This is a genomic window from Rathayibacter sp. Leaf296 (assembly GCF_001423045.1).
GTDB lineage: Bacteria > Actinomycetota > Actinomycetes > Actinomycetales > Microbacteriaceae > Rathayibacter > Rathayibacter caricis.
Window position 1 is genome coordinate 363404 of sequence record NZ_LMNR01000003.1, and the last position, 18138, is coordinate 381541.

The window sequence follows — 18138 nt, forward strand, 5'->3', positions numbered from 1 at the left end:
GCGGTCGACGACCTTCGAGACGTCGGCGAACATGGAGGCCGCGAGGGCGCGGTCCTCCTGGCGGCGGTAGCCCAGCGTCGCGAGCTCAGTGTCGAGCACGAGCTCGGCCAGGTGCCAGCGGTCCTGGTCGACCTTGTAGCCGCCGCTGGAGAGATGACCGGACATGCGCCGGATGAGACGCGCCGCGCCGGTGGCGAGCGTGGGCTCGCCGTCGATCTCGGGGCCGCGGTACTCGGCTTCGCACAGCTCGAGCCGCAGCCCCACCACGTGCGCGAGCGAGGTCTGGAAGAGGGCCACCGCGCGGTCGGCCTCGGAGACGAACGCCTTTCGGCCCAGCAGCTCGTCCTCCAGCCACCGCAGCTCCGTGCCGCTGACGACCCCGTCCTCAGGACGTTCTCGCCAGAGCACGTACAGCAGCGCCTGGAGGTGCAGCAGACCGACGTTGCGGGCTCGCGACCCCCCGTCGGCGAGGCCCCAGAGCTGCAGGAGCCGCTCCACCGCGGACTCCTCGATCGTCTCGTCGCCGCCGGAGCGCCGACCGCTGCGCAGCAGCGTCTCGATCGTCGCCGCCTCGCGGATCGGCTCGATCACGAAGTCGCGTCGGGCGTAGGGGCCCACGTCGATCGCTCGCAGGCGGACCAGGTACTCCTCGCGCAGCGAGACGACGATGCGGACCTGGGTGGTCTGGACGACGTGGGCGATCCAGGAGCAGATCCGGTCGAAGAGCACCGGCTCGTGCCGGATCAGCTCCTCGAACTGGTCGAGGACGATGCAGGCACGGGCACCGTAGACGCTGTCCAGGGAGTCCATGAAGTCGGAACCCGGAGCGATCGTGTCCGGCAGCTGGTCCGCGAGCTTGGCCTGCAGGAAGTCCCCTCCGTCCTCGACGTCCTCGCCGGTGCCCGACCACTGGTTGCAGTGCAGCACGAGGTTGCCGCGCCGGACGAGCGTCGGCAGGACGCCCTTGTCGAGGAGGGACGACTTGCCGTCGCCCGTAGCTCCGCTCAGCACGATCATCTGCGTGTCGCGCAGGATCTTGAGGATGTCGCGGACGTCCTGGGCGCGGCCGACGAGCTGCTCGTCCGGATCCTTCCGGCCGAGCGGCCTGGGGCCGGGCCAGTAGTTCCGGGCCTCGTCGTCCCTGATGCGCTGGAACCATGCTGCGAGTCCGCCGGTCATGCCCACTCATCCCTCTCGATGGCAGCCCTGATGCTGCTCTCGGCCGTGTCGAAGACACCCTCGAGTGTCGAGTGGAGCTTCCGGAGGGGCTCGGTGACCGAGCCGACGACATCGGCTTTCACCACGTCGAGCCCGAACCAGTGGAACACCTCGCGGTCGTTCGGCCGCGAACGCCGGTTGATCGCCATCCCCGCGACGTTCTCGGACACTCCGTCCTTCACGTTCTGCGCCGCGAAGGCGATCTGGTTCGAGAGCAGCCGCATGCGGACGCCGGAGTCGTTGAGCTGAGTGCCGAGGAACATCCAGTAGCGCGGCATGTAAGCGGACGCCGCCGTCAGTCGCGATTCCGTCAGCGAGGCAGGAAGGCCCTTCATGCTCTCCAAGGTGTTCGTGTAGGGCGAGGACTGCGCCGCCGCGGTCAGATCGAGGACGGTGTGGCTCACGGCCGTGTACTCGTCCAGCAGCAGCGCCTGCCGGAGATCCGTGATCCCGGCGACGTCGACGGACATCAGCGGCGAGCCGGCGAGTCGGACGATGACGGGCGTGCGCCCCCAGGTCTCGGGGGTGTCCCTCAGTGGTCCCGGCAGAGATCCTCCCTTCCCGATCAGCGTCCACGCGCCGGGCCCCCCGTCGCGCAAGGCCCTCAGCTGGTCGCCGTCGGCGGTCGGGACGACCTCGCGCCACGCCCAGCGCAACGACACCGACGTCTTCGTCTTCTCGGGGACGACGACGGGCACGATCACGACGAAGGGGCGCGGCTCCGCGAAGGAGAGCGAGCGCTGCCACATCGCCATCTCGAGTTCGAGATCGAACGTCGTGACGAAGCCGGTCGGCAGCGGTGGCTTGTGGTCGCTGCCGACGTCCTCGAAGGAGTGGTAGCGATCGGCCTGCTGCCCGAGGATCGCCGCTATCGCGTCGTAGAACTCGTCGCGCGGCGTCGGACTCCGCCTCGCGTCGTCTCGCGACGCCCAGGAGTTCTCCGAGATCTCCGCGAGCCGCGCCGTGAGCCATCGGGCCACCGGAGCGGCGCTGCCCATCGCGGTGGTGCTCGGCTTCAGCTGGGAATCGTGCCAGGCCTCGTCCTCGGCGATGCGCTCCATCAGCTCCTCGTCCATGAAGGCCTCGAAGAGCAGCAGGTCCGACCAGTCGGGGTAGAGGAAGGTGTCCTCGGTGAGCAGGAACCAGAGGAAGGCCGAGAGGAGCTCGACGTGGGCCCGCTGCACCTCGCCGCCCTCGAGGGACGCGAGGATCGACTCCGCGAGGCTGGCGAGGCTGGAGCGGAGCGCTCGGCCCTCGGTCGGCTTCGTCGTCAACTTCTTGAGCTCGGCCTCGAGAGGGGCGATGTACTCGCGCCTGGTGAACGGATTCCGAGGAAGCGTGATCCGCTCCCGGTGGGAGTCCGTCACGATCTGCGCCGACTCGGCGATCGAGTGTCCGTAGAGGCGGGTGAGGAGCGTCGCGGCGAGTGCAGTCCGGGCGATGAAGTCCCAGTGCTCCGCGCTCCGCGGCGCGGGAGACAGCCCGGGCGAGTCGAGCGATCGCTCGCTGCGGTTCAACGCGAGATTGTCGACGAACGACAGGGTCTGAGCGCGTGCGACCCGGTCGCGGCTGACCCGCTCGAGGGCGTCCGACAGGTCCGCCTTGCTCGTTCCTCCGCTCTCCTCCGCCCAGTCGCGGGCGGTCAGGCAGCCGCTGCCGAGGACGAAGGTGGGCCAGGGGGCGATGCGCGCCGGAGCGATCACGTCGCGCAGAGGGACGCCCGGGAGCACGGTCGGCTCTTCGAGGTTGTCGTTCAACCGCCGACTGGACTTGTTGATGGAGCGGATCGCGTCGTCGAGCGACCCCGAGGCCGTGTAAGCGCTGAGGTACTTCCGCCAGGAGGGGAAGTACTTGCCCTGCCGTGTTCCCCGGAAGTTCTCGTAGTCGCCGCTCATCGGAGTGCCCCTTCGTGGATCGGTTCCAGCAGGTCGCTCCCGACCTCGCGCACGGCCGGCAGCAGCGAGTACCCGTCGTCGGTCACGCGGCGCCGGGTCGTCCAGCGCACGATCTGCGCTCCGCGAGCGTTCACGATGCCACTCGGAGGGACGAGCTCGGTCCTCCCGTGCGGATCGAGACGGTCGATCGCGGCGAGGAGCGGATCGCAGTCGAGCTCGGCGGCGTCGTCCTCCCAGTGCACGACCAGGTGAGCGAGGTCCGGGGTCTCGGCGACGACGTCGCGCAGCGGACGGGCCTCCGTCGGCCGCGGCACGTCGAGCCAGGCTGCGAGATGCTCGAGCATCAGGCACGCCTCCCCGGCTTCGATCGACAACCGGCACGAGGCGTGCGTGGAGCCTTGGAATCGCGGGTTGATCTCGGTGAACAGGGCGTGCCCGTCGTGGATCAGGTAGTCGACGCCGAAGGTGCCGAGGTAGCCGTTGCGGCCGAGCCACGCACCGATGCGCCGGGTCGAGTCCTCGATCTCATCGACGATGCGCGGGTCGACGTCGCGCATCAGGCCGAAGTCGTTGCCCGCATAGCCGAACGGTCGGGCGACGGCCTGCGGGATCCCGATCAGCTGAGCCGAGGGACGGTGGACCGTGACGCCTCCGTCGCGCCACACCGTCGCCCCCACGTTCACGGGCAGCGCGTTCTCGAAGTAGGGCGCCACGCTGACGAAGCCCTCGTCGACGACCGGCCACGATCCGCGCAGTTCGGCGGGATCGTCGATGCGGACGATGCCGGCGCCGCCCGACGTCCGACTCCGGCGGAGCACCATGGACCCGGACGTGAGGAGCTCCTTGGTCGACAACTGGTCCTCGTCGGCGACGTAGGTCCACGGGATGTGGGGAAGGCCGAGCTCGGCGACCGCCGTCTCGACCCACGGCTTGTGCTCGAAGGCGAACTGATGGGCGCCGAACATGCCCAGAGTGCGGCAGCGATCCTGTCGGGCGAAGGCGATCGCCGAGAAGAAGCGCGAAGGCCGGTACGTCATGAGCGCGCTGTCGCCGGAGAGGGCGGAGAGCAGCGCGCGCCGGAAGTCCTTCGTCGCTTGCTCGTCGGTGTGATCGTCGATGTCCCACGCGTCGGGGTCCTCGCGCACCCCGGTGAGGTCCTCGTAGGCGACGGCGTTCTCGATCGTCCGTTGGGAGTACCGGGACATGAAGGAGAAGGCGCCGTCGAACTGCGGGAGATCGGCGAGGGGGACGGCGTCCTCACCGCGGATGCCGGCCCACACGAGTCGGCGGCGACCGAGCTTCCGGGAGACGTCGGAGAGCAGGGCGGCGCGGTCCATGGGCGTCACTCTATTACCTCGTCCAAAGGGTGTCGGCCCGGGAATCGAGCAGGTCGAAGGATTCGATCGACTCCGCCTTCTGCACCACGATCTGATGCGGTGCCTCCCGGGAGGACAGCTCGCGGACGACCCCCGCGCTCACCGCTCCGTGCACGAGGGAGTAGGGGATCTCGACCGGGCTCCAGTACGGCTCGCCGCCGGCCTCGTGCCGCTCGTCCCAGCGGTGGACCTCCAGGCGCGGCCTCCCGGCGCGGTCACTGCCCCACGCCACGGCGATCCACACCCCGGCGGAGCAGCCGACGTCGCATCCCGAGACCCGGGCCATCGAGAGGAAGCCCGGCAGGAGATCCGGCACCGTGACGAGCCGGCGGTCGCGCACCAGCAGGGTTCCGGCGGGTGTGAAGACGGCGCCGCTGGCGCCGTCCGCCCCGTTCGTCGGCTGCGGAGCGATCCATCCCGACCTCCACGAGAGCTCCACCGCACCCGTGCGCCCCGAGAGCACGAGGTCGAGCGTGCTGCTGGCGTACCTCCGGGAGACGGCGAGAACGTGCGCGTCGGCGAGCGCGTCGGGCAGACCGGCCGCCCACTGCTCGAGTCCGACACGGTCGCCGTCGGAGTAGACGTGCCCGAGGACGAGCCCGCTGCCGCTGCCCGTCGCCACGGCGCTTCCGTCGGGGGAGAGCGCGGCGGGCGACTCCGCCGCGTCCTCGAGCGGCACGAGCCTGGCACCGCCGCCCTCCGAGGCCTCCACGGCGACGATGGTCCGCCCGTCGCGCGAGCGCAGCACGGCGAGCGGTGCGGTCTGCACCGGCGGAGCGCCGCGGAGGCGCGGACGGGTGCTGCCGGTGACTCCGAGATGCAGCACGGGGACGGCCCAGGCGAGCCGACCCGGCTCCGACCTGTCCATCAGGAGGCTGCGTGCGCTCCGGACCGCTTCGTCGAGCGAGACGCCTGCACGCAGCAGGCGGTACATCTCGCCGTGGAACATCGAGGTCTCGGTGTCCTTCACCTGGCGGGACATGCCGAGGACCGCCGGAACGGTATCGGCCAGCTCCCCCGCGATCCCGGGGTGCGGGAAGAGGGCCCTCGGCTCGTTCGTGGAGGTGTCGCACGCACTGAGGACGGCGAGGCGCGTGCCGACGAGAGCCGCGCTCGCCATCGGGCGGGTGATGTCGCGCTCGGCCAGCCGCAGCGCGTGGGCCTCTCCGTGCCCCGTGAAGTGGAAGACGCTGATCCGCTCGTCCGACAGGGACTCGACATCGCTCAGCACGGGATCGCGGACGATCCGCAGCCTGCCGAGGATCCTCCACTCGTGCGGCTCGACGTTCGGGAAGTCGGCGTCCAGCTCCTGTCCCGGGATGTTCGTCGCCTGGAACACCTGGATGCTCCGAGGCTCGTCGTCGAAGAGCTCGTCGGTCGTCCGCTGGCCGATCCAGCGCCGGACGACGGAGGTCTTCTCCCGCACTGCGAGGGGTCGTTCGCTGCGATGCCGCACGGCCTCCCACGGGATCCCGCCCAGATCGAGTGCATCCGATCGAGGCCGGGGGAGCGCGATGACGAGGCGCAGACCCGCCGCGGGATCGGTCGAGATCCGCTCCCAGGCGTCGTCGAACGCCGTGCCGATGGACGCAGGCAGCAGGAGCGCGCCGACCAGCCCGCCGATCGACGACCTGGCCTGCTCATCGGCCTGCGCGGCTCTGTGCGGGCTCACGGCCGTCCGCAGAGCCGCCGTCGAACTCGTCTCCGTCAGCTCGCCGTGTCTCGCCTCGAGCCGATCCTCGTCGCGCCAGGACAGCTCGACGACGAACTCCTCGTAGGCGAGGCGGCCTCCTCGCGGTACCGCTTCTGGACTCATGCCGTTCTCCCTCCGGACAGGACGTGCACCAGCTCGCTCAGGAGCGGGCGGAAGGGGCCGACGCTCGTCGTCGGCAGATCCCAGGCGCGGCGATCCGCGAAGTCGGCGAAGGTCGCCGCGATGATGCCGGGGTCCCCTCCTTCGTCCCGCAGGGCCTCGTGCTTCGCCGCGGCCGCCGTCTCGCTCGGGAGGGGAGCGGTCAGCCGGGCGGTGATGAGGTCGTCCGTCGCGGTGCTGCTCGGGCCTCCGTGACGGCTCTGCTCGGCCGCCACCGCGACCGCGGCCGCGAGCACGAGCCGCGACGACGACCAGGAGTCGATCAGCAGCCGCTCCGCATCGACCGCGCGCCCGACGGCGCGGGACGCCAGCGGCCCCGGGTCGGTGCCCTCGGAGTGGATGCCGAACCAGGAACCGGTCCCGGACCCGTGGTGCTCAGCGACGAGGTGATCGCCGGTGAGGCGCAGCGGGACGTCGGCGAGCACCCTTCCGGCGGAGTCGGCCGCGAAGAGCCGGAGGGACTCCTCCGGACGAGGCTGCCGAGCCAGCGGGATGAGCACGCGGACACCGCCGTCAGCGAGGTGGTGCGTCGCGATCTCGTCGCGGAGCGCCCCGCTCCACGTCACGAGCCGCGGGGGGACCGCGCGGAGGTCGACGCGTCGGTGCCGGGCGGCATCGCCCATCAGCGTCCCGATGCCCGGTGCCTCGATCCAGCGGCTGAGCGGTGTCGCCAGGGCCGCCGTCGTCCGGTTCCGCCGCAGCCGCAGATCGATGTCGAGCTCCGCCGCGAGCGCGGGGAACCGGCTTCCCTCGAACAGCTCGCCGGCGAGGGCTGCGAGCCGTGCGAGATCCGCCAGGCCCGGGCCGAGCCGGGCACTCAGGTGCAGCTGCGGTCCGCTGTCGGCGTCGAGACGGTCGGGGCCGAGCATCCGCTCGGCCAGGAGGACCAGCGCCGATCGGGCCGCGGGCTCGTCCAGGGACCGGACGGCACTGTCCCGCCTGCCCGCCGCCAGATGGGCCGATGCGAGATCGCAGCGCAGCAGTCCTTCGTCGAGAGCATGGGGGTTCAGCCGGCGCACGCTCTCGACGAGGGAGGTCCGGTGGTCGACACCGGGCAGCACCGGGGCCCCGGCGAACCGGCCCTCGAGCGGCGCGGGAGCGCCGTCCGCGTCACGCGCGATCGGGATCCATCCCGTGTCGACCGTGTCCCTCACAGGACCGCCGCCGTCAGGGAGGAGCGCAGCCGAGCGGGATCGAGACGGTAGGTCGCTGCCGCCGAGTCCTCGTAATCGGCGAGGGCGAGACGTCCATCGGAGGGCATCTCGATCCGCGGACCCGGAACCAGCCTCAGTGCAGGAGGGACCGCGCCCGCGGGGAGCGAGGCGGACATGCTCGGGAGCTCCAGCCCCTCGAGCGGGGCGTCGTCCTCGGACCGGGTCTCCGCCGTCACCAGGTCGATCGCACCTGCCCGCCGAGCACGGAGGATCAGCTCAGCCGCCAGCTCGGTCCGTCCCGCCTCGAACGCCACCCGCAGGGCGCCGCCCCACGAGACCTCGGCGTGGCGGGCCCACCACGCGCGCCGGTGGTGCGGGATCGAGATGTCATATCGCGAGGCGTCCCGTACGAGTGCGGCGGGGATGAGCAGACCCAGTGCGCGGTCCTCCAGCGCGACCGGATCGTCGCCGCGCTCCCGGGCTGCGAACGCCTCCTCTGCGAGGATCCAGCCCAGGTCGTGGAGCGCCGTGGACTGCTCGAGGAGCAGTCCCGCCGCCGCATAGCCCTCGGCCGCCGCGTGGAAGGCGGTCATCGCCTCCGCTCGATCACCCGGCACGTGCAGGAGAGAGCGCGCAATCCCGAGGGCGACACGTCCGTCTGACGCCTCGGGGCCCGTCGAGGAGCCGTCCTCGAGTACTCCGAGTGCCTCCTCGACCAGACCGGCAGCATGGGCCGCTGCCCGAGAGCGCTGCATCACGAGATGGTCGAGCGCCTCGTTGAGCGTGCTGATCGCCGACTGATGCACCCAGCCTCCGGCGGCGAACAGAGCCGACGCCTCCCGGTGCTGGGTGATCGACCGGACTGTCGCGTCGACCCCGCCACGTCCGCGGTCGATCGTGCCGAGCAGATCCAGGCACCGTGCGCGGACGGGCGAGCCCTCGCCCAGTCGGCAGGACGGACTGCCGGACTCGCCCTGCGTGCTGCGGAGGATCGTCATGATCTTTCCGTGGGCGTCCGCAGCCAGTCCGCGGTCCAGAGACACGAGAGCGAGTTCGACGGCGACCAGCAGCGCATCGAGGCGGTGCTCGTACGCCGAGAAGGCGGTGTGCGCCGCGGTCAGCTGCACGACGGCCTCGTCGTGACGTCCGAGGCGGAGCAGGAGCGCCCCCAGACGAGCGCGGAGCCCGGCCGTCGCTCGAGCGTCACCATTGCCGGTCGCTTCTCTGTCGAGGAGGGCGAGCGCCCCCGCGCGATCGCCCTGAGATTCGGCGATCCCTGCACGGACCGCGACGAGGAGCGCCCGATCCCGCGGATCGTCGGAGTCCGCCCCGGGGATCGCCTCTGCGGTGATCGTCGCGGCGCGTGCCGCAGAGCGCCCCGATCGGAGGAGCACGAGCGCGAGCTGGAGCAGGCTCCTGCTCCGCTCACGGGCGCCGGAGTAGGACTCGGCTGCGCGCTCGAGGCGGCGGCAGGCCTCCGTGAACGAACCCGCGACGGACTCGACGACTCCGAGGTCGAACTCGCAGTTCGCCAGCTCCCGAGTGAGCTGAGGATCGGGGGGTGCGGCCGGGAACCGCTCGAGATCTGCGATGACTCGCAGCAGGGTGCGCCGCGCGGCGGGAACGTCTCCCGCCACGAACGCCGCGACCGCGCGCTCCTTCTCGGCCCGCAGCATCTCGAGCGTGGGCGCCGTGATCATGCCTCTCCCGAGCCGCGCGCACCGGTTCCGGCGCTGTACAGCGTGAACGCGCCCCAGGTCAGGGGCGAGGTGTCGAGCGACGGATCCTCACGCCAGAGATCCAGGCGGGTCCGCTTCCACGCACTCATCGCCGCCAGGAGGTCCGGGTGCCGCGTGACGTGCTGGAGATCGTCGATCTCGAGAGCGGTCCGGCCCAGCGGCGCGGAGGTCTCCTCGTAGCAGCCGATCGCGCGGTCGGTGTGCAGGACCCATCGCGTCGCGGTGACGGCCTCGGCCCCGAGTTCGAGGAACGCGGTCACGAGCCCGAACGGCTCGACGTCGAGGTAGTCGACGCCGCTCTCGCAGGCGATGACGGCCACCCGCGGCGGCATCGGCCAGAGATCCCGGCCGGCGCCAGGAGCTCGGCCGAGGTCCGGCCCGCGGGAGCCGATCGTTCCGAGGAGAGCGTCCTGTGCTGTGAAGAGGTGCCCGCGCGCTCCAGTCGCTGTGCCGAGCACGAGCGCGGTCTGCGCCGCCTCGGGGCGGCCGGCGTGATCGCGCCCGCTCGCGACGTGCCCGAAGTAGGTGAAGTGCGACGCCCTCGGGAGGTGCTCGGCGAGCCAGGCGCGATCGACGGTCCGCTGGAAGGCCAGCTCCTCCCCTCCGGGTGGCCACTCGGATCGGGTCTCCGGGTGCACGATCATGCCGCGATCGTTCCGAGGGTCGATCACCCGCGCGGGTCCCCCATCGCGGCACGGGCGACGGCGGTGCTCCCCGTCGCGGGTCAGGACGGGCGACAGCGTGGACAGCCGTGCGACCTCGAGGAGCCGGGTGTCGTCGTCGCGGCCGATCCGCAGCAGCTCCCATGGAACCCGCGCGCAGCTCTGCGCCGGCAGCACGGCGACCTCGACCGGAGTGCTCGCCGGACCTCGCGCGGCGACGATCTGCGCGAGGAGATCGGCCGGCAGCAGCACCTCGGCGAGTCGCGACATGAGCTCGGATTCGGTTCCGAGGCGGGACAGCGCGCCGGTCAGGCACCGGTGCATCGCCGCGTGGATCCGGAGCGTCGCCGCCTCGCGGGCGTTCCGCTCCGCGAGCGGCATGCGCAGATCGGTCGTCGCACGGAGGACGTCCGCCTCGCGACCTCGGCGCCCGGCATCCACATGCTGCAGCGACCGGCGCAGAGCAGCGACGTCGAGGGCCGACTCGCGAGGCCGGACACCGGGCAGGGCGTCCGCCAGCTCGTCGAGAGCCGGAAGGAGCCGTTCGAGCGGGATCGCGTGGAGGCCGGAGGGCGCGGTGCCGCCGCGCCACTCCCAGGACCAGTACGAGGTGTCGCCGACATCGATGCCCTGGAGGAGAACTGCGGGAGCGCGCATGTCACGGCTCCTCATCTCCGACGCTGATGCGCCATCGGGGGTTCTCGAAGCCGATCCTAGCTTCCGGGCGAGCGTCGACGACGCCTCCTCCATGAGCCGATCCCCGGGCGGTCCTCACCTGTGCCGGGCTTCCTGCCCGGTGGCGTGAGCGAGGGCGGTGCCGATCGCCAGGGACGTGCCGTCCGTCGATCCGGGATCGGCGGTCGTGCTCCGCTGCCACGGGAACGCGTCCCGCCACGGGGCCGTGATTCCGACACCGGCCGGCACGATCACGGTCGAGGTGGTCGCGTCCAGTGCCGCGACCCGCTCCGCGACCCGGGCCTCGTCCGCATCGCTGACGACGGTGTCGGAGACGACGACGAGAGTGCGCGTGTGGCCCGTCTCGCCCATCGCCTCGTCGGCCGACTCAAGCGCCGGCAGGATCTCCGTACCGTCGAGTGCCGGGGAGTCGGCGGTCAGCTGCGCTCCTCGCCCCGCGAGGTCCGCGACGGTGGTGGTGGGCATCCGGACCACCGCGTCGCCGGCGAACGCCAGGATCGTGATGGTGTCCTCCGGTCGAAGATTCTCGGGTGCCCACTCCGCGAGGTCCGTGATCGCGGCAGTCCGCACCGCCGCGTAGTCGGTGAAGCTGCCCGATTCGTCGAGCAGGAGGACGACGTCCAACGGCGCGGGACTCCGCGCGCCGACCAGGACGACGTCCCCCAGGCGCCGCGGCTGATCGAGAAGGGCCGCGACGCCCCAGGCAGTCGTACCCAGAACGAGCAGGGCGGCCAGGAGCAGCCGGAGCGGGAGCCGACCGGGCCTGCGCAGCGGAGCCGGCTCCCGCAGCCGGCCGATCCGGGGCCGGAGAGGCGTCAGCGCCGCGCTCACGCCGAGCACCCGGTTCCCGAGACGACGATGTCGACCCGCCGCTCCGTCGCCGCTGCGGATTCGATCTGAGCACCGGCGCTGTCGAGGTCCTCGACCCGCGGCTGCGTGTCGCCGACCCCGACGGCCGTGAGCCGCGCCGGATCCACTCCCGCGTCGAGGAGGATCGACATGACCGCTCGGGCGCGGTCGGTACTCAGCCGGAGGTTCTCCTGGTGGGTGGACCCTGAGGTGCTCGCCGTGTGACCGACGACGATCGCAGAGGTGGTCGGCTGCGAGAGCATCAGCGCGACGGCAGCGTCGAACGCCGAGGCGGCGTCCTCGCGCAACCGGGCGGAGGATCCGGCGAACGTGATGCTCGCCGGAGCCTCGAACACGCACCCTGAATCGCTCGCCGTCCGAGTCAGCGCGGGGAACGCGGGGATCGGATCCGCCGGAAGGCCCTCGACGACCGGCGCCGCGACGGCGGGGTCCGTCTCGATCGCCTCGCACCCCTTCGCGTTCCAGGACGAGCACAGCGACCGGGCGAGGTCGCGCAGCCACTCGCGGTTCGCGGTCAGGATCGGCTCGCTCGTGTTGCCCGCTCCGGCGACGTGCAGGTCGGCTCCGTGCAGATCGAGCGGAGCGACCGCGGCGATGCGCTCCGCCGCCGCGGCGGCGTCCTGCGCGACGGTGCCTTCGTCGAGGGTGAAGGGCCCGGCGGTGGAGACGAAGTCGCTGAGCAGCCAGACGTCCGTCGTCTCGTCCGAGAGCTCGGACGCGAGCGCCAGAGCCCGATGCAGATCCGTGCCGGCCGAGGTCGGCGAGGTCCGCGCGAGCAGGACCTCCTCGACGCAGCGGGGCATCTGCGCGGCGAGGGCGCCGACGGAGGGCCGATCGCGCGGCCCCTCCGTGCTCAGCGCCGCGTTCTCCGCGAGCAGTTCCGGCGGCGAGTCGGCACCGTCGACGGCGACGACGCTGACCGAGCCGTCGTTCTCGCTGGTCCGGACGATCGCCTCCGTCAGCTCCGGCGGCAACCCCTCCGGCGTGACCGAGACGGTCCGGTCGGAGACGATGACCAGCCGGTCCTGGGAGTCGGGCAGCGTGCGGCCGAGCACCGTGGTGCACGCGTCGAGCGCTTCGGCGGAGAGCGTGCCGGTCACGACCTCGGTTCCAGTGCTCTCCGTGGTGCTGGAGCAGCCGGTCACCAGGGCGGGCAGGATCGCGGTCGCGGCGACGAGGCGCAGCAGGCGGGTGGAGGTGATGGACATGGGTCTCCTTCGTTCAGGCCGCTTCATCAGCGGAGTCGGGGGCGGTGGCTGCGGGGACGACGGGCTGCGTCGCCGGGGGCCTGCCGTGGTCGGCGCGGGTCGGGTTCCGGAGGGCGCCGACCGCGGGAGGGTCGACGAGGTGGATGTCGTCGGAAGCCGGGGCATCGAGCCGGGAACGGTCCGCGGCGGTCCGTGCGGACGCGCGGGCCTTCTTCCACAGCTCCGCTGCGGAGGGCAGTGACTCGGCCTCCGCGACGACGCGGTAGGCGTGGATCGCCTCCAGCACCCGATTGCTGACAGGCGACGTCGTGATCCACCCGGCGTGGATGCGACCCGAGAGGTCCAGCGGAGGCAGCGACTCCCGGACCACGGTGTCCTCCGCCTCCGCGCCCTCCGCCTGCGCGCCCTCCGTCGAGTCGGCGTTCTCGGCGGTGGCTGTCGTGACGCCCAGGAGCCGGGCGACCGAGTGGGCGGAGACCCTCCCTGTCCCGATCGACGCGTCCAGGTACTCGCTCTGCGAGCGCAGGCCGACGTCGCCGAGCATGTCGCCCAGAACCGCCATCGAGAGGCGGGCGGAGCGGAGCGCGCTCGCCGCTCGACTGGCGCGTCGGCGATCCCGACGCACGTCGCGCGCTTCGCGCATCCGGAAGCCGACCGACCAGCGCGCCGCCCTCCGCGTGTGCACGAAGACCGGGTGGTGCGCGACGATCTCGAGCAGCACTACCACGACGGGGAGCCACGTCACGTAGCTCGCGAGAGCGGTGGTCGTCGCGTCGCTCCCGGAGAAGACCGCGGCGACCCCGCCCGCGAAGCGCTGCTCCGCGAGGATGTGGAGGAGGAGGACGGCGCCCGCGAGGACGACGGTGCCGATCGCAGCCATCAGCAGCGTCCGGCCACGCGGCAGCACGGCGCGTGATCGGCGCGCTTCGGGGAAGGACGTCTCGTCTCCGAGGAGCGGCCCCAGGAACACTGCAGAGGCGACCGAGGCGCCGATCAGGCGAGCCGCGCCGAGGAGGACGAGCGTGATGCTCACAGCGCTCGCGAGGGAGACGAGCACATCGGGATTCCCGATGTGCCAGAGCGGGACGCTCGTCGGCAGATCCAGCGCGGTCCGGACGGTCGACATGACGAACGGCGGATCGTTGAGGATCATCGCGCCCGCGAGTCCCGCGACGACCATGCCGGGGACGCTCGAGACGAGATACGCGATCGAGGCTCCGCGCACGTCGTGGTCGAGGGCCTCGACGAGCCGAGCGCTCTCGCGGGGATGCTCGAGGACGCGGGTCGTGTCCTCGACGCCGTTCGCCTGCTTCTGGCGGGCTCGGGCCGCGCGGTGCGCGCGACGCGACGCGCGGTCCGCTCGCCGCTTCGTGCGCGACCGGGCGGTCGCCAGCGTCCGGATCGCCAGGCCTCCCTGAGACGCCGTGGTGTCGGGGCCCGTCGTCGGTGCCGCTGTGCGCTCGATGTCGTGGGCGAAGGAGGGCTCGGCGCGCCGCGTGGCGTCGATCCTCTCTTTCGAGGTCTTTCCGGAGCCGCGGAGGCTCCTCCAGGAACGGGTGGTCACTCCGTCGTCCTTATTCGTCACGTGCTTCTCCTCGCGCCGAGCGGGGACGCCGGATCGCGTCCCTCGAACGCTCGACCGATCCCGATGACCTCCCCGCCCGCCGTCGGGTCGAGCGGATCGAGCCGACGCCTCGTCCCGATCACTCCACTGATCCCGCCGACGCGTCGGAGCGGATCGTCCGCCGCCGCACCGATCCGGCGGAAACGGCCGCTGCACCGTGATCCCGACAGCTGTGCCCGACGGGCGACCGACCGGACGAGAGCACGGATCCGGAGCCGGTCCGCTCTCGCACCCGGTCAAGCCCTTCCGCGGCGAGCGGCGACGCCGCTTGACTGGGCGGCGACGGGGAGGGGCGGATGATGCGAGCACGATCCGGACGGGGGCGTGCGGTGCAAAGGCTCGTCCGCGAGCGCGCCTACCAGGGCGCGTTCCTGATCGGCGTCGCGCTGATGGCCGCCGTCGACGAGATCGCCTTCCATCAGATCCTCAGCTGGCACCACTTCTACGACCGCTCGACGCCCGCGATCGGACTGCTGTCGGACGGGCTGCTGCACGCGGTCGAGGTCGTCGCGCTGGTCGCGGGGTTCTTCCTGCTGCTCGACGCGCGCCGCCGCTCCTCACTGCGCGCGTCGGTCGCGGTGGCGGGCGGCCTCACCGGCGCGGGACTCTTCCAGCTGTGGGACGGCGTCGTCGACCACAAGCTCCTCCGCGTGCACCAGGTGCGCTACGAGGTCGACCTGCTGCCGTACGACGTCGCGTGGGTCGCCTCGGGCGCGCTGCTGCTCGCCGCGGGGATCGTTCTGTCGATGCGCGTGCGGCGGGGCGCGTGACTCCGCACGTCCACCCCCTGCTCGATCCCGGGCTCCTGCTGAGCCTCCCGCTCGTCGTGGCGGCGGCGCTCGCCGTCGGAGCGGGCCGGGCCGAGTCCCGCCGCGGCCGCCCCTGGCCGCTGCGGCGGCTCCTCCTGCTGCTCGCGGGCCTCGGAGTCGCGATCGCCTCGCTCACCGGCCCCTTCGCCGCCTGGGCGCACGCGGATCCGCGCGGCGCGATGCTCGCGCACCTCGCGCTGGGCCTGCTCGCGCCCCTCCTGATCACGGCCTCGGCGCCCGTCACGCTCGCCTTGCGCGCCCTCGACGTGACCGCCGCCCGCCGCCTCTCCCGGGTGCTGCGGAGTCGCCCCGCCCGCGTGCTCGCGCATTCGATCCCCGCCGTCCTGCTCTCGACCGGCTCGCTCTGGCTCGTGCACGCGACGGGCCTGCTCGGGGCCGCGCATGCGGATCTGCTGCTGCACGCTCTGCTGGGCGTGCACTTCCTCGCCTCGGGCTGCCTGCTGACGGGCGCCCTGATCGGAGTCGACCCCGCGCCGCACCGCGCGCCGTTCGGCCTTCGCGTGGGCGTCGTCCTCGGCAGCATCGCCGCGCACGCGCTGCTCGGCACGACCCTCTACGCCGAGGGGGCGAGCGGCGTCGAGCGGCAGGCCGCGCAGATCCTGTACTACGGAGGCGACCTGCTCGAACTCGCGCTCGTCACGGTCCTCTTCGCGCAGCAGTACGCGGCGACCGCCCCCGGGAGGGCGCGCAAGCCCCTCGGCCGCCGGACCGTGCATCCGTAGAGTCGCCGGATGCTGCTGATCTTCGGAACCCGCTCGGTCGAGGACGTCCTGCGCGTGCTCGTCTTCGTCTGCCGCGTCTGCGGAGTGCGCGACGAGCAGCGCGTGATCCGGAGCCGGACGCGGCTGTCGCTCTTCTTCGTGCCGCTGGTCACGGTGTCGTCGCGGTACCTCCTGGAGTGCGCCCACTGCGGCACGGTGTCGCGCATCACGAAGGAGGAGGCGCAGGGCACCGTCCGCTGGGCGGGCAACTCGGACGCCTGACGCGGCGCGAGTGGACGCGGAGCGGGCCCTGAGTCGCACCGACCGCCCGTTCCGCGCCCACTCGTGACGCCGTAGCCGCCGCGACCGGGCGCGAACCGGGGACCGGGGAGAGCTCAGCGCCCGTTCCGCGCCCGCTCGCTCCGGCGTGCCGCATCGCCCCGACGGACGACACGGACCGCCCCGCGGTTCACTCCGCCGCGCGCACCTGCAGCGTCGTGAACGGCGCCGACGGGAACACGAGCTGCGTCAGCGTGCTCAGCCCGCCGCCGACGAACACCTCGAGCACCGTCGCATCGACGACGATCCGGATCGACACGCGGTCCGCGCCGCCCCGAGGAGGCAACGGGGCCCAGTCGACCGAGGGGAACGACGGCGCGAAGTCCACGGCACCGCTCCGGGTGCGGTCGCAGGTGAGGACGCCCTCGTCGGCGTCGACCGTGAGGATCACCGCCTCGTCCGTGGTGTCGGTGAGGAGGCGGAGCTCCGTGCGGTCCCCGGGCCGGCACGAGACGTCGACGTCGAAGACGCGCAGCTCGGAGGAAGCGGGCAGGATCGGGCGCTGCGCCAGGGCGAGGCGGCCGTCGGCCCCCTCGACGAGTTCGAGCTCGCGCACGAGCGACATCGACGAGCGCCAGGGCGTGGTCGGAGTGTCGCCGGCGTAGTCCCAGTTGCTGGCCCACGCGATCGTCAGGCGGCGGTCGTCCGGGGCGTCGTTGAACGAGACGGCGGCGTAGTAGTCGCGGCCGTAGTCCAGCCAGTCGTAGTCGGCGGGATCGGCGGAGTCGCTGATCCGGTCGGCCGTGAACTCCGCGCCGTCGAAATCGCCGACGAAGTACTGGCTGCCGGATCCGCCGGCGATCCCGCCCGGGTTGAGGCTCACGATCATCAGCCAGCGGACCTCGTCGGTGCCGCGCACCCGCAGAGGGAACAGGTCGGGGCACTCCCAGACGCCGGCCGTGGCGTGCGCGGGGCCGAAGTGCGAGCGCCGGGTCCACTCCTTCAGGTCGTCCGAGGTGTAGACGACGACGCGGCGCTCGACCGCCTCGACGGCCACCATGACCCAGTGGCCGTGGTCGCCGCCGAACCGGAACACCTTCGGGTCGCGGAACTCGGCCGAGCCGATGTCGAGCACCGGGTTGCCGGCGTACCGCGTCCACGTGCGCCCGTCGTCGACGCTGAAGGCGAGCGCCTGCGCCTGCGAGGCTCCCGTGCCGTCGGCACCCGGCGCGCGGGCGGCGGTGTACACCGCGACGAGGGCGGTCTCGCCCGGCCCCGCGAAGCCCGCGGTGTTGCGGACGTCGGCGACCGCGCTGCCCGAGAAGGCCATCTCGCCGTCGAGGACGGGGATCGCGACCGGCTGCTCCTCCCACGACACGAGGTCGGTCGACGTCGCGTGCCCCCACGAGATGTTGCCCCAGGTGCTGCCGGTCGGGTTGTTCTGGAAGAACAGGTGGTAGACGCCGTCGTGGAAGAGCAGCCCGTTGGGGTCGTTCAGCCAGGTGTCACGGGCGGTGAAGTGCGCGGACGGACGCCAGGCGTCGGTCGTGGAGGTGAGGGTCACAGGGGCTCCTGAATGCGAGGGGGTCGGTGCGGCCGGTCGGGGGAACGGGAGAGGGGAGGCGCGGACGGACGTCCGCCCGCGCCTCCGGGACTACTCGCCGCCGCTCTGGAAGCGGTCGTACGCCTGCTGGTACGTGGCCGTGACGTCCTCGACGCCCATCGACTCGAGCTGCGACACGTAGGAGTCCCACTCGTCCTCGACGGTGCCGTTGACGATCCAGGCCGCGAACTTCTCCTTCACCAGCGTGTTGATGTCGGTGAGCGCGAACGAGACGCGGTCGAGCTCGTCGTTCGAGAGCAGCACCGGCGGGTAGGCGTCGTTCGCCTTGAACGGGAGGTAGTACTCGTTCACGAGGTCCTGGCGCTCCTTCGCGCGCGGCTCGGGAGCCACGACCGTCGCGAAGTCCTCCTCCGTGGTGATCTTCGGGCCGCCCGGGGCGACCTTCTGGC

At 72.1% G+C, this 18138-nt stretch carries 14 protein-coding genes and 1 pseudogene; 3 read left to right on the forward strand and 12 right to left on the reverse strand.

The genetic code is table 11. The features are described 5' to 3' along the window. The 10 genes from ASF46_RS19500 to ASF46_RS19280 form a co-directional block, all read right to left on the reverse strand. Window positions 1–1179 (reverse strand): hypothetical protein (locus tag ASF46_RS19500; RefSeq protein ID WP_162240201.1); only part of this gene is annotated, 1179 nt, incomplete at its 3' end. Further along, window positions 1176–3113, reverse strand: coding sequence for a hypothetical protein (locus tag ASF46_RS18175; protein ID WP_056868916.1), 1938 nt, complete (start codon window positions 3111–3113; stop codon window positions 1176–1178). The genes ASF46_RS18175 and ASF46_RS19500, both read right to left, overlap by 4 nt. Then, complete coding sequence (locus ASF46_RS18180; protein WP_056868917.1) at window positions 3110–4450, reverse strand: ATP-grasp domain-containing protein; 1341 nt, start codon at window positions 4448–4450, stop codon at window positions 3110–3112. Before ASF46_RS18180 ends, ASF46_RS18175 begins: the two co-directional genes overlap by 4 nt. Window positions 4451–4463: 13 nt before the next feature. After that, window positions 4464–6305 carry a CHAT domain-containing protein gene (locus ASF46_RS18185; RefSeq protein WP_056868918.1) on the reverse strand — a complete coding sequence of 614 codons (1842 nt, stop codon included), beginning with the start codon at window positions 6303–6305 and terminating at the stop codon, window positions 4464–4466. Next, the gene (locus ASF46_RS18190; protein WP_056868919.1) at window positions 6302–7516 is read right to left on the reverse strand and encodes a hypothetical protein; all 1215 of its coding nucleotides are present in this window, start codon (window positions 7514–7516) and stop codon (window positions 6302–6304) included. The genes ASF46_RS18185 and ASF46_RS18190 overlap by 4 nt, the downstream gene beginning before the upstream one ends. Further along, on the reverse strand, window positions 7513–9216 hold the full coding sequence (locus tag ASF46_RS18195; RefSeq protein ID WP_056868920.1) for a hypothetical protein: 1704 nt from the start codon (window positions 9214–9216) through the stop codon (window positions 7513–7515). Before ASF46_RS18195 ends, ASF46_RS18190 begins: the two co-directional genes overlap by 4 nt. Continuing rightward, entirely contained in the window at window positions 9213–10574 is a 1362-nt protein-coding gene (locus ASF46_RS18200; protein ID WP_056868921.1) for a hypothetical protein, read from the reverse strand. Before ASF46_RS18200 ends, ASF46_RS18195 begins: the two co-directional genes overlap by 4 nt. Before the next feature lie 114 nt (window positions 10575–10688). Beyond that, window positions 10689–11444, reverse strand: a complete 756-nt coding sequence (locus ASF46_RS18205; RefSeq protein ID WP_157602773.1) for a VWA domain-containing protein — start codon at window positions 11442–11444, stop codon at window positions 10689–10691. Further along, window positions 11441–12691 carry an OmpA family protein gene (locus ASF46_RS18210; RefSeq protein WP_056868923.1) on the reverse strand — a complete coding sequence of 417 codons (1251 nt, stop codon included), beginning with the start codon at window positions 12689–12691 and terminating at the stop codon, window positions 11441–11443. The genes ASF46_RS18205 and ASF46_RS18210 overlap by 4 nt, the downstream gene beginning before the upstream one ends. 13 nt (window positions 12692–12704) lie before the next feature. Beyond that, window positions 12705–14276, reverse strand: coding sequence for a hypothetical protein (locus tag ASF46_RS19280; protein ID WP_056868924.1), 1572 nt, complete (start codon window positions 14274–14276; stop codon window positions 12705–12707). 368 nt (window positions 14277–14644) lie between these two features. Between ASF46_RS19280 and ASF46_RS18220 the strand changes: the two genes are divergently transcribed. The 3 genes from ASF46_RS18220 to ASF46_RS18230 are packed head-to-tail and all read left to right on the forward strand — an operon-like array spanning window position 14645 to window position 16128. After that, window positions 14645–15085 carry a DUF2243 domain-containing protein gene (locus tag ASF46_RS18220; RefSeq protein ID WP_235577019.1) on the forward strand — a complete coding sequence of 147 codons (441 nt, stop codon included), beginning with the start codon at window positions 14645–14647 and terminating at the stop codon, window positions 15083–15085. After that, entirely contained in the window at window positions 15082–15867 is a 786-nt protein-coding gene (locus ASF46_RS18225; protein WP_056868926.1) for a cytochrome c oxidase assembly protein, read from the forward strand. The genes ASF46_RS18220 and ASF46_RS18225 overlap by 4 nt, the downstream gene beginning before the upstream one ends. 9 nt (window positions 15868–15876) lie before the next feature. After that, window positions 15877–16128 (forward strand): zinc-ribbon domain-containing protein, encoded by a 252-nt coding sequence (locus tag ASF46_RS18230; protein ID WP_056868927.1) that lies wholly within the window; start codon window positions 15877–15879, stop codon window positions 16126–16128. 187 nt (window positions 16129–16315) lie between these two features. Here ASF46_RS18230 and ASF46_RS18235 read toward each other — a convergent pair whose 3' ends face one another. Both ASF46_RS18235 and ASF46_RS19815 read right to left on the reverse strand, forming a co-directional pair. Further along, window positions 16316–17689, reverse strand: coding sequence for a glycoside hydrolase family 32 protein (locus tag ASF46_RS18235; protein ID WP_056868928.1), 1374 nt, complete (start codon window positions 17687–17689; stop codon window positions 16316–16318). A gap of 90 nt (window positions 17690–17779) precedes the next feature. Then, window positions 17780–18138, reverse strand: a pseudogene (locus ASF46_RS19815) (sugar ABC transporter substrate-binding protein); the annotation flags it as partial.